General features: G+C 67.6%; 12 protein-coding genes. 6 read left to right on the forward strand and 6 right to left on the reverse strand.

The features are described from left to right. Nucleotides 1-85 precede the first annotated feature (85 nt). From GH266_RS17960 to GH266_RS17975, 4 genes are read right to left on the reverse strand one after another with little or no spacing between them, the layout of a single operon-like run. On the reverse strand, nucleotides 86-766 hold the full coding sequence (locus GH266_RS17960; RefSeq protein ID WP_158195048.1) for a LutC/YkgG family protein: 681 nt from the start codon (nucleotides 764-766) through the stop codon (nucleotides 86-88). Continuing rightward, nucleotides 763-2,214, reverse strand: a complete 1,452-nt coding sequence (locus tag GH266_RS17965; RefSeq protein ID WP_158195049.1) for a LutB/LldF family L-lactate oxidation iron-sulfur protein — start codon at nucleotides 2,212-2,214, stop codon at nucleotides 763-765. Before GH266_RS17965 ends, GH266_RS17960 begins: the two co-directional genes overlap by 4 nt. Before the next feature lie 53 nt (nucleotides 2,215-2,267). Then, on the reverse strand, nucleotides 2,268-3,086 hold the full coding sequence (locus GH266_RS17970; RefSeq protein WP_158195050.1) for a (Fe-S)-binding protein: 819 nt from the start codon (nucleotides 3,084-3,086) through the stop codon (nucleotides 2,268-2,270). After that, on the reverse strand, nucleotides 3,083-3,913 hold the full coding sequence (locus GH266_RS17975) for a FadR/GntR family transcriptional regulator (protein ID WP_158195051.1): 831 nt from the start codon (nucleotides 3,911-3,913) through the stop codon (nucleotides 3,083-3,085). Before GH266_RS17975 ends, GH266_RS17970 begins: the two co-directional genes overlap by 4 nt. Nucleotides 3,914-4,275: 362 nt before the next feature. On the opposite strand from GH266_RS17975, the gene GH266_RS17980 reads away from it, so the two are divergent. The 4 genes from GH266_RS17980 to GH266_RS17995 all read left to right on the forward strand — a co-directional run bounded on the left by GH266_RS17980 (nucleotide 4,276) and on the right by GH266_RS17995 (nucleotide 9,309). Beyond that, the gene (locus GH266_RS17980; protein WP_199270364.1) at nucleotides 4,276-5,322 is read left to right on the forward strand and encodes a TRAP transporter substrate-binding protein; all 1,047 of its coding nucleotides are present in this window, start codon (nucleotides 4,276-4,278) and stop codon (nucleotides 5,320-5,322) included. Between the two features lie 160 nt (nucleotides 5,323-5,482). Next, nucleotides 5,483-6,445 (forward strand): TRAP transporter small permease subunit, encoded by a 963-nt coding sequence (locus GH266_RS17985; RefSeq protein ID WP_199270365.1) that lies wholly within the window; start codon nucleotides 5,483-5,485, stop codon nucleotides 6,443-6,445. A gap of 16 nt (nucleotides 6,446-6,461) precedes the next feature. Beyond that, nucleotides 6,462-7,844, forward strand: a complete 1,383-nt coding sequence (locus GH266_RS17990) for a TRAP transporter large permease (protein ID WP_158195053.1) — start codon at nucleotides 6,462-6,464, stop codon at nucleotides 7,842-7,844. Nucleotides 7,845-7,953: 109 nt separating this feature from the next. After that, nucleotides 7,954-9,309 carry a DUF3422 family protein gene (locus GH266_RS17995; RefSeq protein WP_158195054.1) on the forward strand — a complete coding sequence of 452 codons (1,356 nt, stop codon included), beginning with the start codon at nucleotides 7,954-7,956 and terminating at the stop codon, nucleotides 9,307-9,309. 376 nt (nucleotides 9,310-9,685) lie between these two features. Here the strand turns inward: GH266_RS17995 and GH266_RS18000 are convergent, their stop codons facing one another. Continuing rightward, a complete protein-coding gene (locus tag GH266_RS18000; protein WP_158195055.1) occupies nucleotides 9,686-10,084 on the reverse strand; it encodes a c-type cytochrome in 399 nt (132 codons plus the stop codon). A gap of 259 nt (nucleotides 10,085-10,343) precedes the next feature. Next, nucleotides 10,344-11,303 (reverse strand): LysR family transcriptional regulator, encoded by a 960-nt coding sequence (locus GH266_RS18005; protein ID WP_158195056.1) that lies wholly within the window; start codon nucleotides 11,301-11,303, stop codon nucleotides 10,344-10,346. A gap of 183 nt (nucleotides 11,304-11,486) precedes the next feature. On the opposite strand from GH266_RS18005, the gene GH266_RS18010 reads away from it, so the two are divergent. Together GH266_RS18010 and GH266_RS18015 are read left to right on the forward strand one after the other, a co-directional pair. Continuing rightward, a complete protein-coding gene (locus GH266_RS18010; protein ID WP_158195057.1) occupies nucleotides 11,487-12,983 on the forward strand; it encodes an FAD-linked oxidase C-terminal domain-containing protein in 1,497 nt (498 codons plus the stop codon). A gap of 90 nt (nucleotides 12,984-13,073) precedes the next feature. Further along, nucleotides 13,074-14,291, forward strand: a complete 1,218-nt coding sequence (locus tag GH266_RS18015) for an FAD-binding protein (protein WP_158195058.1) — start codon at nucleotides 13,074-13,076, stop codon at nucleotides 14,289-14,291. Nucleotide 14,292 lies beyond the last annotated feature (1 nt).

A 14,292-nucleotide genomic window follows, 5' to 3' on the forward strand; every position in this document is an offset into this window, starting at 1 on the left:
GCAGCAACGGTTGCATCCGCAATGGTGAGCAATCACACGGGCGTGAGAGCGGAGCGGCCGGAAAGGCCCGGCCGCCTCAGGCTCCTCAGGCCTCGCCTACCACCACGACATGCAGCGCCCGCGGACCGTGTGCGCCGAGCAGCAATGTCTGCTCGATATCGGCCGAACGCGAGGGGCCGGTGATCATGTTCACCGTGCGCGGCATGGTGCCCTTGCCGTGGATCCCGCGGATCCGCTCCCACAGGCTCTCGTAGTCGCCGGCGATATCGGCCGCCGACAGCACGACGATGTGGTGCTCGGGCAGGAAGTTCAGCGTCGTCGGATTGTCCGGGCCCGAGGTCAGCATCAACGTGCCGGTCTCGGCGATGCCGCCGAAGGCATGCGATACGGTGGCAAGATCCGCATTCTCGGCCCGCCCGCGGTCGATCTCCAGGTTCGCCTGCGCCGCCCAGGGCATGGCGGCAAGCCGCCCGTCCTCGCCGAAGCGCACCCGCGCCGGCAGGTTCTTCGACTTCAGATAGTCGGTCACCGCCTGCGGCACCTCGGCCGGGCTCGCCACCCGGGCGATGCTCGCCTGCACCCGTTCCGCCATCTCGCAGAACAGCGCTAACCGCGCCGCCGGGTCCAGCTGGCCGCGCGCCGGGATCAACCCCTTCGGCGCGCGCTGCAGCCGGTCGGCCACCGCCGCGCGGCGGGCCGTGTCGTCGCCCTTGCGCCCCATGGCGGAGCGCATCTTGGCGAGGATCGAGGCTTTTGCGTCGCTCATGCCGAAGCCCTTCCGCTTGCGCTCTTGTTCCGCGCGTCCTTTGCCTTGGCCCACTGCGCCTGGAACGTGCCGCCCTCAGGTGCCGGCAGGTCGCGGTGCCGCGTCCAGCCGCCGGCCAGCGGGAGGAAGGAGAACCGCCCGCGCGCCCGCCCCATCAGGCCGAGCGTCGTCATGGCGACGCGCGTCGCCATCTGGTACAGCGCCGGCCGCTTGGCGAAGAAGGCCCACATCGCCAGTCCGTAGCGGGCGCCGGCCGGGTTGAGGTTTCGCGAGAACTCGCGCTCGCGCCAGTGGCGCATCATCTTCGGCAGCGGGATGCGCATCGGGCACACGCTCTCGCAGCGCCCGCAGAAGGTCGAGGCGTTGGGCAGGTGGCCCGACTGGTCGACGCCGATCAGCGAAGGCGTCAGCACCGCGCCCATCGGGCCGGGATAGACCCAGCCATAGGCGTGGCCGCCGACCGCGTGATAGACCGGGCAGTGGTTCATGCAGGCGCCGCAGCGGATGCAGCGCAGCATGTCCTGGAACTCGGTGCCCAGCATCGACGAGCGGCCGTTGTCGAGCAGCACCACGTGGTACTCCTCCGGCCCGTCGGGATCGCCCGACCGCTTCGGCCCGGTCGACACGGTCGTGTAGACCGACATGTCCTGCCCCGTCGCCGAGCGCGCCAGCACGCGCAGGATCTGCGACACGTCCTCCAGCGTCGGCACGATCTTCTCGATCGAGGCGACCACCACATGCGTCTTCGGCAGGATCTGCGTCAGGTCGCCATTGCCCTCGTTGGTGACGATGATCGAGCTACCGGTCTCCGCCACCAGGAAGTTGGCGCCGGTGATGCCGATATCCGCCTGGAAATACTTGTCGCGCAGCACCGCGCGCGCCTCGCTGAGCAGCGTCGTCGGCTCTTCCAGGTTGCGGTCCGGGTCGAGATGGGTATGCACCCGGCGGAAATCCGCCTCGACCTGGTCCTTGTTCACATGCACCGCCGGGGCGATGATGTGGCTCGGGTGCTCGCCGCGCAGCTGGATGATGTATTCGCCCAGATCCGTTTCCACCGGCGCGACCGAATGCTCCTCGAGGAAGGCGTTGAGGCCGATCTCCTCGGTGATCATCGACTTGCCCTTGGTCACCGTCCGGGCGCCGCGCTTGCGGCAGATGTCGAGGATGATGCGGCGCGCGTCCTCGGCCGTCTCGGCCCAGTGCACGTGGCCGCCGGCCGCCTCCACCTTCTCGGCATAGGCTTCCAGGTACAGGTCCAGATGGGCCAGCACGTGGTCCTTGATGTCGCGCGCATTGTCGCGCAGCTGGTCGAATTCCGGCAGCGCCGCGGCCGCCGTCGCGCGCTTGGCGATGAAGCCGGAGCGCACATGGCCGAGCGCGCGCTGCAGCGGCGCATCGTCCAGCGCGTGGCGCGCATTGCTCTTGAACTGTGGCGAGGTGATCTGCATGTGAGGCTGGCTCCCGTGCGCTTGCCCGTGCCCGTGACTGTGACCGGAGGCGGTCAGCGCTTCCGCTTTTCGCCGATGGCCGGCTGGTCGGTCATGCCCGCCAGCACCTCGGCGACGTGGCGGACCTCGATGGCCGACCCCTCGCGCTTGAGCTTTCCGGCCATGTTCATCAGGCAGCCGAGGTCGCCGGCAAGCAGCATCCCCGCGCCGCTCTCGCGGATGGTCTTGGTCTTTTCCTCGACGATCTTGTTGGAGATGTCGGGATATTTGACGCAGAACGTGCCGCCGAAGCCGCAGCACACGTCCGGATCGCGCATTTCCTTCAGCTCCAGCCCCTCGACGGAGGCGAGAAGCTTGCGCGGCTGGCGCGCGATGCCCAGTTCCCGCAGGCCCGAGCAGCTGTCGTGATAGGTGGCGCTGCCGTTGAAGCGCGCCTCGACGCTGGCGATGCCCAGCACGTCGGTGAGGAAGCTGACCAGCTCGAACACCTTGGCGGAAAAGGCCGAGGCCCGCTCCTGCGCGGCCGCATCGCCCTCGAACAGCTCCTCGTAGTGCTTCTTCAGCATGCCGGCGCAGGAGCCGGACGGCGCGACCACATAGTCGAAGCCCTCGAAGGCGCGAATCACCTGCTCGGCGATGGCACGCGCGTCCGCCCGGTCGCCGGAGTTGAAGGCCGGCTGGCCGCAGCAGGTCTGCGCCGCCGGTACCCCGACGAGGCAGCCCGCGTCCTCCATCAGCTTCACCGCGGCGAAGCCGACGCTCGGGCGGAACAGGTCGACGAGGCATGTCACGAAAAGACCGACGCGCGGGGCGGTTTTCGGCGCCTGCGGTGTCTCGGTTGGCTGCGCGCCAGCGTGCGCGGTGGCTGTCATTGCGTCCCTGCTTCTTCTGTCGGGCGGCGGGGAGCCCGCCGTCGCTTGCTGTCGTCCTGCTCGCTCTCCAGGCGTTGCGCCAGCCGCAGCGCGGAGACGATACTCCAGCTGCCCGAGCGTGCCATGGCGTAGGCGACCTGCTCGACAAAGTCGATATGCGAACTGGCCGCATCGCCTGCCCGTCCCGCATCGCCCGCCATTACGGCCTCGTAGATTTCCCTGTGCTGCTCCAGCAGTTTCTCCCGCGATCCGGGATAGCGATAGAGCTGGACGCGGCTGTAGAACACCCCGTCGGCGAGCAGCCGGTAGCACGAGCGCAGCGTGTGCAGCAGCACGATATTGTGCGCGCTCTCGCCGATCGCCTGGTGGAACTCCACGTCGAGCTCGGCTTCCCGCCCGAAGTCCTCGCCGTTATGGGCGGCCTCCATGGCGCGGAAGATCCGGGTGATGATCTCGCGGTCCGCATCGGTCGCCCTCTGCGCCGCCAGCCGGGCGGTGGTCCGCTCGATCTCGCGGCGATATTCCAGGTAGTCGGCAATCGCCGGCGGGTGGCGCCGCACCAGCTCGACGATGGCCTCGGAGAACACGGTTCCGATCACGTCGGCGATGAAAGTGCCGCCGCCGTGACGGGTCACCAGCAGGCCCCGTTCCTCGAGAGTCTTGATGGCATCGCGCAGGATGGGGCGCGAGACGTCAACTTTCTTTGCCAGATCACGTTCGGCCGGCAGCCGGTCGCCGGGGCGCAGAACCCCCTGCAGGATCAGTTCCTCCACCTGATCGACAACGGAATCTGCCGTCCGGTTGTGATGGATCTTCTGGAATACCATCGTCCCGATCTTGTTTATTGCAACGCAGCGGAAATTCATCGCAATGCGATAAATTTCTTGGCGTTGAAGTAGCTTGGGGCAATTTATTCCGTATTGCGTTGAGTGGTCAATATTGTTATCCAATTAGCGCGGGTCGGTTTTCTCCGGTTGGGAGGCCGGTTTCCGACCCGCGGGAGATGGGCGTGGATGTTGCCCGGCCAGGTTGTGCGGCGACAATCTGCCGGCAAAGGCAGGCATCCGTGTCCGTCCTGTTGCGCGATGGGGAGCGCTCGACGTCGGGGCATTGCTGGGCATTGCGTCCGCTGTGTTGTCGTCGGTGTCCGGTCCCTGGAGCGCACAATGTTCCTAGGGAGGACCTGAACGTGAAATCTTTCATTTCTGCAGTTGCCGTAACAGCGTCTCTTGCGATCGGTGCGACATCGCCGGCCGTCGCGCTGGACAAGCTGGACTGGGATCTTCAGTCGACCTATCCGGGCTCGCTGACGCAGCTCGGCACGCTCGGCAAGCTCGTGTCCGAGCGCCTTGCCGCGGTTTCCGGCGGTGAGATCAACCTCAAGTTCCAGGAGCCGGGTGCCATCGTTCCGGCGCTGGAGGCCTTCGACGCCGTGGCGTCGGGTGCCGTGCAGGCGGCCTGGTCGACCCCGGGCTACTGGACCGGCAAGGACACCTCGCTCGCGCTCTTCGCGGCCGTGCCGTTCGGTCCGAGCGCTCCGGAATATGTCGCGTGGCTGAAGTTCGGCGGCGGCCAGGAGCTGCTCGACGAGATCTACGGCTCCTACGGCATCAAGTCGCTGGTCTGTGCGGTCATCGCGCCCGAGGCGGCTGGCTGGTTCCGCAAGGAGATCAACACCGTCGACGATCTCAAGGGCCTGAAGATGCGCTTCTTCGGCCTCGGCGCCAAGGTCATGCAGAAGCTCGGCGTGTCGACGCAGCTGCTCGCCGGCGGCGACATCTTCCCGGCGCTCGAGCTCGGCACCATCGACGGCACCGAGTTCTCCATGCCGGCGATCGACCTGAAGCTCGGCTTCTACCAGGTGGCGAAGTACTACTACTTCCCGGGCTGGCACCAGCAGTCGACCTTCTTCGACCTGATGATGAACAAGGCCGAGTGGGACGCGCTGGACGACCAGACCAAGGCCATCTTCGAGACCGTCTGCGAAGCCAACATGATCTACGGCATTGCCGAGGGCGAGGCCATCCAGTCTGCGGCGCTCGCCGAGCTGGAGAAGCAGGGCGTCAACCTCAAGACGTTCGACCCGGCGATCCTGGAGTCTCTCGAGGCTGCCTGGAACGAAGTCGTCGAGGAAGAGAAGGCTGCGAACCCGAACTTCGTGAAGGCTTGGGAGTCGCTCTCCAAGTTCCGCAAGGAATACGAGACCTGGTCCAACATCGGTTACCTCAAGAAGTAACCCGGATCGCCTGACAGGGCGGGTCCGCACCGCCTGAACCGGTGGTGCGGACCCGTCGTTTGCGCGAGTGGCCGGCAAGGTCGCCGCGCCCGACGGCGAGCCGGACGCCGACCGCGCAGCCGTACGGTCCACCGATTACCCGGTCGGGGAGAGAGTTCCCATGTCAACGCTGATCAGCCTTGCCGGCATCGCGGCTTCACTCGTCGCGGCGTTCGAGCTTGGCATTCCTGCCTATATCCTGTGCGCTGCGGGCTTCGTGCTCGGCATCCTCGGCGGCTTCCTCGGGGGGCGCGTGTCGCTCGCCGTCGCCGCCATGGTCCTGGCCGCCTTCGTCTTTGCGGTCACCGACGGCGGCATGACGGCCGTCCTCACCTCGCTGGACGTCAATCCGCGCAATTTCTTCCGCGCCTATGACGGCCTGTCGGGCGTGATCGGGTCGCTGGCGATCCTGTTGATCACCCTGCTTATCATGCGCACGCGGGCGCCGCGGGCCTACGAGACCATGCTCGACACGTCCGACGACTTCGACCGCGTGGTCAATGGCATGGGCAAGCTGGCCTCCTGGCTCTTCGTGCCCCTGATGCTGATCATCTTCTACGATGTCAGCCAGCGTAAGTGGCTCGACTTCGACACGTCGATCATGGACACGCCGTTCTATGTCGACAGCACCAAGCTGCAGGAAATGGAGTGGCATCTGCATGCCGTGCTCTTCCTGCTCTGCCTCGGCTTCGCCTACAGGGCCGACGGGCATGTGCGCATCGAGCTGATCCGCGACCGGCTGTCCCAGCGCGCAAGGGTGTGGATGGAACTGGCGGGCATCCTCCTGTTCCTGCTCACCTACTGCTACCTGATCGTCGAGTTCGGCTGGATGTATGCCAGCAAGTCCTTCGAGATCGGCGAGGTCTCGGCCGCCCAGACGGGCCTGAGCCATCGCTGGATCATCAAGGGCATGCTGCCCGTCGGCTTCGCATTGCTGTTCACCGCCGGCGTCTCCGCTGCGCTGCGTTGCGTCGTCTATCTCTTCGGCCCGTCCTACCTGAACGAGCGCTCCGGCGACTATGCCGGCACGCATCACGCGGACCTGCCGAAGGATGTGGCCACCAACGGGCCGATTACGGACTGATCGGAGAGCTCGAAACATGACTTTCGTGGAACTTTTGCCGATCTACATGTTCGTGGCGCTCGCGCTGCTGCTGTTCACCGGCTTTCCCGTCGCCTTCATCCTCGGTGGTGTCGGCCTCGGCTTCGCATTCCTGGCCCAGGAACTGGGCGCCTTCAACGTCGCCCGCCTGGTCATCCTGCCCAGCCGCATCTTCGGCAGCACCATGGAAAACCCGGTGCTGGTGGCCATTCCCATGTTCACCTTCATGGGCACGATGCTGGAAAAATCCGGCGTCGCGAAGGACCTGCTGCAATGCCTGCAGGTGCTGACGCGGCGGGTGCCGGGCGGCCTTGCCCTGTCGGTGACGCTGATGGGCACGATCATGGCCGCGACGACGGGCATCATCGGCGCCTCGGTGGTGATGATCACCCTGCTGGCGCTTCCCGTCATGCTGGAGCGCAACTACCACATCCCGCTGGCGACCGGCACGATCGCCGCCTCCGGCACCCTCGGCATCCTGATCCCGCCGTCGATCATGCTGGTGATCATGTCGGACCTGATGTCGATCCCGGTCGGCACCGTGTTCGTCGCGGCCATCGTTCCGGGCCTGCTGCTGTCGGCGCTCTACACGATCTACATCATCGTGCTGTGCCGCATCCGGCCGCAGCTGGCCCCGCCGCTGCCCGACGACATCGGCCCCTCCACCCGCGGCGAATTCTGGCTGATGATCCTCAAGAGCTTCATCCCGCCGGTCTTCCTGATCGTGGTGGTGCTCGGCTCGATCTTCGCCGGTCTCGCCACGCCGACGGAAGCGGCCGGCGTCGGTGCCCTCGGCTCCACGCTGCTCGCCTTCCTCAACCGCCAGCTCACCTTCCAGGTGATGAAGGATGTCTGCTACCGCTCGGCGCTCACCGGCGCCATGCTGTTCGGCATCTTCCTCGGCGCCACCTGCTTCTCGCTGGTGTTCCGCTGGCTCGGCGGCGATGCGCTGATCGACGAGTTCATCGCCTGGGCGGGCGTCGGTCCCTGGGGCATCCTCTTCGTGCTGATGGGGATGGTGTTCTTCCTCGGCTTCTTCTTCGACTGGGTCGAGATCACCCTGATCGTGCTGCCGGTCTTCGGACCGATCGTCGCCGGCCTCGATTTCGGCGACCATCTGGCCGGGTTCGAGGGCGTCGGCGAGGTGGCGCTGATCTGGTTCACGATCCTTGTATCGACGAACCTGCAGACATCGTTCCTGACGCCACCCTTCGGCTTCGCGCTCTTCTACATGAAGGGCGTGGCGCCTCCGGGCGTGACGATCCAGCACATCTACAAGGGCATCATTCCCTTCGTGATGCTGCAGCTGATGGGGCTTGCGCTGTGCATCCTCTTCCCGGGCATCGTCCTGTGGCTACCTAACGCATTGCTCGGCAACTGACGTCTGTGGCCTAATGCTGCCCCGTCCGCGCGTTCACCCGCGCGGGCGGGGCATTTTCTTGCCCGTCTTCAGCACGGGCGGGATTTCGGCGATCGGGGAGGGGCTGGGCATGGCGGACAGCGACAGCGACAGCGCGGGGGCGCCGCAGCCGCAGGGCAGCGAGCCGCATCTTCCCGGCTTCCCGCCCCATCCCGCCCGCGACCTCGTCCTCGGCGAGCTGCATGCCCGCCCGTTCCGCCCGCTCATTGGGCCGCGGGTCTTCCTGCGCTACGGCTTCACCGTCGACGATGCGGGCGTGGAGGCGGACCGCGACTGGTTCGCCGGCTATTGCCGCTCCCTCGGCCTGCAGGGGCCGGGCGAGGCCGAGCGGCACCACCTGGTGGAGATCGGCGAGGGCGTGCTGCGGCGCGAGCGGCACGGCGAGTTCCTCACCTATACCTGGGACGGGCCGCTCGATGCCGCCGCCCCGGCCGAGGCGGCGCCCGCCGGCCATCCCTTCGGCGCCCGCTTCCGCGCGCCTGGGCCGATGATGGTCGCCGTGCGCTGCGACGTGGTGCCGGCGGACGGGGCGGCCTTTTCCCGGCGCTTCGCCCTGTTCGACCGCACCAGCCTCTGCGTCTCGCAGACCGATGGCGGCGCCTCGGTCATCGCCACCGACTTCCGCCAGGACCGCGACGGCCTCACCCGCATCCTCGTCGGCGACCGCTCGCTCTCGCCCGTGCAGGCCGGCGCCCAGTGCCAGCGGCTGCTGGAGCTGGAGACGTACCGCCTCTTCGCCATGCTCGGCCTTGCCGAGGCGCAGCGCCAGATGCCGCGCGTCTCGGCCATCGAGGATGCGCTGCTGGCGCTGGCCGAGCGCATGCGCACCAGCGACGGGCTGGAGGCCAACCGCGCCCTGCTCGGCGAGCTCATGCGCCTTGCCGCCGATCTTGAGGCGAGCGCGGCCGAGAGCGCCTATCGCTTCGGCGCCAGCCGGGCCTATTACGGCATCGTTCGCCAGCGGCTGGAAACCTTCGGCGAAGACCAGCAGGACGGCTATTTCACCTTCACCCAGTTCCTGTCGCGGCGGCTGGCGCCGGCCATGCGCACCTGCGAGACGCTGGAGGAGCGCCAGGTCAAGCTGTCGGAAAAGCTCGCCCGCGCCGCCACCTTGCTGCGCACCCGCGTCGACGTCGAGCTGCAGGAGCACAACCGCTCGCAGCTCGCCGCCATGAACCGCCGCGCCCGGCTGCAGCTGCGCCTGCAGCAGACGGTCGAGGGCCTGTCGGTCGCCGCCGTCAGCTATTACGTGGTCGGGCTGATCGCCTATCTCGCCAAGGGCGCCAAGACCGGGCCGCTGGCAGCCGTGCTGCCCTCGCCGGAGCTGATGACCGGTCTTGCCGTTCCGGTGGTGCTGGCCGGCGTCTTCCTCACCGTCCGCCGCATCCGCCGCCACCACAGCGAGGAAGACCACGGCGAGGGGTGAGGAGGAGGGGGCGCCACCTCCACGGCCGTCATCCCGGCCGCGCGCAAGCGCAGAGCCGGGAACCATTGGCACCCTCGGCAAGCATGAGACGGCAGCGCATCGCCACCTCCACCGCTGTCATACCTGCGACAAGCAGGTATCCAGTATCCGCTGGGGCGGATGGTGGCGCGAAGGCAGCCGCCACCGGCGTTCCGGAGCGCTACCACAAGCGCCCTCGGCTCTCCGGTCCCGGGTCGCGCTTTACTTGCCCGGGAGGACGCCAGAGAGAGGGGTGGCCCCCCGCAAACGAAAAAGGGAGCCGCTCGGGGGAACGGCTCCCTTCAAACTCTCATGTCGCAGCTGATGCGTCATGCGCTCCCGCCCGCGGCGGGGCGGGTCACTTCTTGCTGCCGTCGGCGGCGAACTGCGCCAGATAGGCGATCACGTCGGCGCGCTCGTCTTCCTTCTTCAGGCCGGCAAACGCCATCTTGCCCTTCGGGATGACCTTCTTCGGCGCCTCGAGATAGGCCGACAGCGTCTCGGCATCCCAGGTCTTGCCGGCTTCCTTGCCTTCCAGCAGGGCCGGCGAGAACTTGTAGTCCTCGACATGGCCCCAGGGCGCGTCGACGACGCCGTTCAGCCGCGGGCCGACCTTGTTCTTGGCGCCCTCGCCGACGGCATGGCAGGCCATGCACTTGCGGAACACCTTCTCACCTGCGGCGGCATCGCCGTCGGCCTGGGCGCTCGCGGAGAATGCAAGCACGGCGGCGCCGGCCAGCAACACAAGACGTTTCATAGGCTTTCTCCCAAGACTTCTCTCTTCGAACGGTCGGACGCTGGTCCGTCTTTCGCCTGGCTTGCAGACGGCGGGAAGACTAGCACGATACCGCCGTGCGTCATCCTGCCCCTGCCGAGGCAACATGTCGCATTTTTCGAAACTATGGGTATTTTTCTGCTTCCGCCAGAGCCGGACAAAAAAACGGCCGGCGCGGGGAGGCGCGCCGGCCGCAGTTGCAGCGGCTGCCGATGGGCGCCGCCGCGTGTTGTCGTCCGTCTCAGCCGTCGACCAGCACCGCTGCCACGCTTTTCTCCGGCTGGGCCAGCCACTGGTCCAGCCCCTCGTCCCAATAGGGGGAGGGGCCGTAGAGCTTCGCCATGAAGTCGATGAACACCCGCACCTTGGCCGGCAGGAAGCGGCGGCTGGGATAGACCGCGTGCAGGCCGACATTCTTGGAGGCGCGATACTGCGGCAGCACGATGCGCAGCTTGCCCTCGCGCAGCTCCGGACCGATATCCCAGGTCGAGCGCAGCGCGATGCCGAGCCCGGCCAGCAGCGCCTCGCGCACCACCTCGCTGGAATTGGTGCGGATCGGCCCGCCCGTGCGCACGATCTCGATGCCCTGTGGTCCGGCCAGCCGCCAGATTTCCTGCTGGGTGGTGGAGATGCAGGCATGGCTGTTCTGCAGCTGCTCGATGGTCTGCGGCGCGCCGCAGCGCTCCAGATAGGACGGGGCGGCGCACAGCACCCGGTGCACCGGCGCCAGCCGACGTGCGACGAGGCTGGAATCCTCCAGCTCGGCGATGCGGATGGCCAGGTCATAGCCTTCCCCGACGATGTCGATGAACTCGTCGGAGAGGTCGAGGTTGAACGAAAGGTCCGGATTGTCGGCCAGGAACGCGCCCAGATGCGGGGCGATATGCATCCGGCCGAAGGCGGTCGGCGCACTGACCTTCAGCGTGCCGCGCGCCAGCGCCGAGCGGCGGGTGACGAAGGTTTCGGCCTCCTCGATGGAGGCGAGGATCGCCACCACCCGCTTGTAATAGCCCTGTCCCGCCTCCGTCAGCGCCAGCTGGCGGGTCGTGCGTTGCAGCAGCCGTGTGCCGAGCCGGTCTTCCAGCCGGCGCAGCCGTTTCGAGACCACGGCGGGGGACAGGCCCATTTCGCGCCCGGCCGCGGACATGCTGCCGGCGGCCACCACCCTGGCAAAGATTTCCATGTCGGGAAAATCGGTCATTTTCAACGCACCGGACTTGGTTCTTGTAAATCTTCAACGCTTTATAACGGACAAGCCGTCTGGCATGTTTCGCGGGTTGCCGTCGCCGTCCGGCATCGCAAATCTGTCTTATCCTTGATATTACGCGGGAGGACACCCGCCGGATCTTAAAAGCGGCGCGATTGTGTCGAGGGAGGAAACGACATGAGCGGCATTGCCATGCCACGGCCGGACGAGGCCGTCCTGTCGCGTCGCGACGAGATCGTGCGCGCGCTGAAGGAGATGGTGCCGGGCGAGGGCGTCATCGACACCGACATCGGCATGCGGGTCTACGAGACCGACGGATTCAACGCCTATCGCCAGATGCCGATGGTCGTGGTCCTGCCGGAAACCGTCGCTCAGGTCTCGGCAGTGCTGCGCTATTGCCACGAGAACGGGGTGAAGGTGGTGCCGCGCGGCGCCGGCACCTCGCTGTCGGGCGGCGCCCTGCCGCTCGGCGACGGCGTGCTCATGTCGATGATGAAGTTCAACAAGGTGCTGGACATCGATGCGGCCAACCGCGCCGTCGTCGCCCAGCCCGGCGTCACCAATCTGGGCATCACCCGCGCGGTCGAGCATCTCGGCTTCTACTACGCGCCCGATCCCTCCTCGCAGATCGCCTGCTCCATCGGCGGCAACATCGCCGAAAATTCCGGCGGCGTGCACTCGCTGAAATACGGGCTCACCACCAACAACGTGCTCGGCCTCGAGATGGTGCTGATCACCGGCGAGGTGATCCGCCTCGGCGGCAAGCATCTCGATTCGGAAGGCTACGACCTGCTCGCCCTGATGACCGGGTCGGAAGGCCTGCTCGGCGTCGTCACCGAGGTCACCGTCCGCATCCTGCAGAAGCCGGAGACGGCGCGTGCAGCGCTCGTCGGCTTTCCCTCCAGCGAGGCCGGCGGCCAGTGCGTCGCCGAGATCATCGGCGCCGGCATCATTCCCGGCGGCATGGAGATGATGGACGAACTCGCCATCAACTTCGCCGAGGACTTCGTCAATGTCGGCTATCCGCGCGAGGCCGGCGCGCTGCTCATTGTCGAGCTCGACGGGCCGGAGGCCGAGGTCGACCACCTGCTTTCCGAGGTCGAGGCGATTGCCCGGCGCAACGGCGCCAGTTCCTTGCGCGTCTCCACCTCGGAGGAGGAGCGTCTCGCCTTCTGGGCCGGGCGCAAGTCGGCCTTCCCGGCAGTCGGGCGCATCTCGCCCGACTATCTGTGCATGGACGGCACCATTCCGCGCCGCGCCCTGCCGCAGGTCCTCGCCCGCATGCGCGAGCTCTCCGAAAAGCACGGGCTGCGCTGCGCCAATGTCTTCCATGCCGGCGACGGCAACCTGCATCCGCTGATCCTCTACGATGCCAACAAGCCGGGCGAGCTGGAGCGGGCGGAGGATTTCGGCGCCGACATCCTGCGGCTGTGCGTCGAGGTCGGCGGCGTGCTGACCGGCGAGCACGGCGTCGGCATCGAGAAGCGCGACCTGATGCCGGTGATGTTCTCCGAGGACGACCTCAAGCAGCAGCAGCGGGTCAAGTGCGCCTTCGACCCCAAGCAGCTGCTCAATCCGGGCAAGGTGTTCCCGGAGCTACACCGCTGCGCGGAGCTCGGGCGCATGCATGTCAGCAAGGGCCAGCTGCCCTTCCCGGACATTCCACGCTTCTGACGGTGCGCGCGCCTGACGCGCGCCCGCTTCGCCCCAACACGTCTCGAACCCGCCAATCTCGAACCCTCAAGCCAGGACGAGAAGATCAAGATGCCCGACACGTTCAAGCCGCGCACGGCGGAGGAGGCCCGCGACGTCGTCCGCTGGGCGATGGCGGAGCACGAGCCGCTGGAAATCGTCGGCCAGGCCTCCAAGCGCGCCCTCGGGCGCCCGGTCCAGGCCGGCCACGTGCTCGATATGTCCGGCCTTGCCGGCATCGAGCTCTACGAGCCGGAGGAGCTGGTCCTCACCGCGCTGCCCGGCACGCCGATCGCCGAGATCGAGGCAGCGCTTGCGGCAAAGAACCAGGAGCTTGCCTTCGATCCGCTGGACTACGGGCCGCTGCTCGGCAATCCGGCGGGGCAGGGCACGCTCGGCGGCGTCATCGCCGCCAATCTTGCCGGCTCCAAGCGGCTGAAGCACGGGGCGGCGCGCGATCATGTGCTCGGCATGGACGCGGTCTCCGGGCGCGGCGAGATCTTCAAGTCCGGCGGCCGCGTGGTGAAGAACGTCACCGGCTACGACCTGCCGCGCGCCCTCACCGGTTCCTGGGGCACGCTGGCGGTCGCCACCCGCATCACGCTGAAGGTGCTGCCGCGGGCGCAGACCGAGGCGACCTTCCTGCTCGCCGGCCTTGGCGATGACGAGGCTGCCACGGCGATGACCGCCGCCATGGGCTCCTCGGCAGAGGTCTCGGCCGCCGCCCATCTTCCCGCAGCGGCGGCGCAGGATCTTGCGGCGCGCGGCCATGCGCTCTCCGGTCCCTCGACCCTGTTGCGGCTGGAAGGCTTCGGCCCCTCCGTCGACTACCGCTTCGAGCAGCTGCGCGTCCTGCTCGGTGCCGGCCGGCCGGTCGTGCGGGTGGAGGCGGACGCCTCCCGCTCCCTGTGGCGCGCGGTGCGCGATGCGGAGGCCTATGCCGGCACCGACGATCTCGTCTGGCGGCTGTCCGTTGCCCCGACCGCCGGCGCCGCCGTCGTCGCGCAGCTTTTGGGCCAGTTCGCCTGCAAGGCCTTCTACGACTGGTCGGGCGGCCTCGTCTGGCTCGCGGTGCCGGGCGTCGACGCCCGTGTCGAGGCGATCCGCGCCGCCATCGCCGCCTGCGGCGGCGGCCATGCGACCCTGGTGCGCGCGCCCGCGCCGCTGCGCTCTTCCATCCCCGTGTTCCAGCCCCAGCCCGGCCCGCTTGCCGCCCTTTCGGCCCGGCTCAAGGAGCAGTTCGACCCACACGGCATCCTCAACCCGGGCCGCATGACGGCGGGACACTGAC

The organism is Stappia indica, from assembly GCF_009789575.1.
In the GTDB taxonomy this organism is placed as follows: Bacteria; Pseudomonadota; Alphaproteobacteria; order Rhizobiales; family Stappiaceae; genus Stappia; species Stappia indica_A.

Excerpts from the sequence above, each read along its gene's own strand:
- GH266_RS17960 (WP_158195048.1), bottom strand. The coding sequence starts at position 766 with ATGAGCGACGCAAAAGCCTCGATCCTCGCCAAGATGCGCTCCGCCATG.
- GH266_RS17965 (WP_158195049.1), bottom strand. The coding sequence starts at position 2,214 with ATGCAGATCACCTCGCCACAGTTCAAGAGCAATGCGCGCCACGCGCTG.
- GH266_RS17970 (WP_158195050.1), bottom strand. The coding sequence starts at position 3,086 with ATGACAGCCACCGCGCACGCTGGCGCGCAGCCAACCGAGACACCGCAG.
- GH266_RS17975 (WP_158195051.1), bottom strand. The coding sequence starts at position 3,913 with ATGGTATTCCAGAAGATCCATCACAACCGGACGGCAGATTCCGTTGTC.
- GH266_RS17985 (WP_199270365.1), top strand. The coding sequence starts at position 5,483 with ATGTCAACGCTGATCAGCCTTGCCGGCATCGCGGCTTCACTCGTCGCG.
- GH266_RS17990 (WP_158195053.1), top strand. The coding sequence starts at position 6,462 with ATGACTTTCGTGGAACTTTTGCCGATCTACATGTTCGTGGCGCTCGCG.
- GH266_RS17995 (WP_158195054.1), top strand. The coding sequence starts at position 7,954 with ATGGCGGACAGCGACAGCGACAGCGCGGGGGCGCCGCAGCCGCAGGGC.
- GH266_RS18000 (WP_158195055.1), bottom strand. The coding sequence starts at position 10,084 with ATGAAACGTCTTGTGTTGCTGGCCGGCGCCGCCGTGCTTGCATTCTCC.
- GH266_RS18005 (WP_158195056.1), bottom strand. The coding sequence starts at position 11,303 with ATGACCGATTTTCCCGACATGGAAATCTTTGCCAGGGTGGTGGCCGCC.
- GH266_RS18010 (WP_158195057.1), top strand. The coding sequence starts at position 11,487 with ATGAGCGGCATTGCCATGCCACGGCCGGACGAGGCCGTCCTGTCGCGT.
- GH266_RS18015 (WP_158195058.1), top strand. The coding sequence starts at position 13,074 with ATGCCCGACACGTTCAAGCCGCGCACGGCGGAGGAGGCCCGCGACGTC.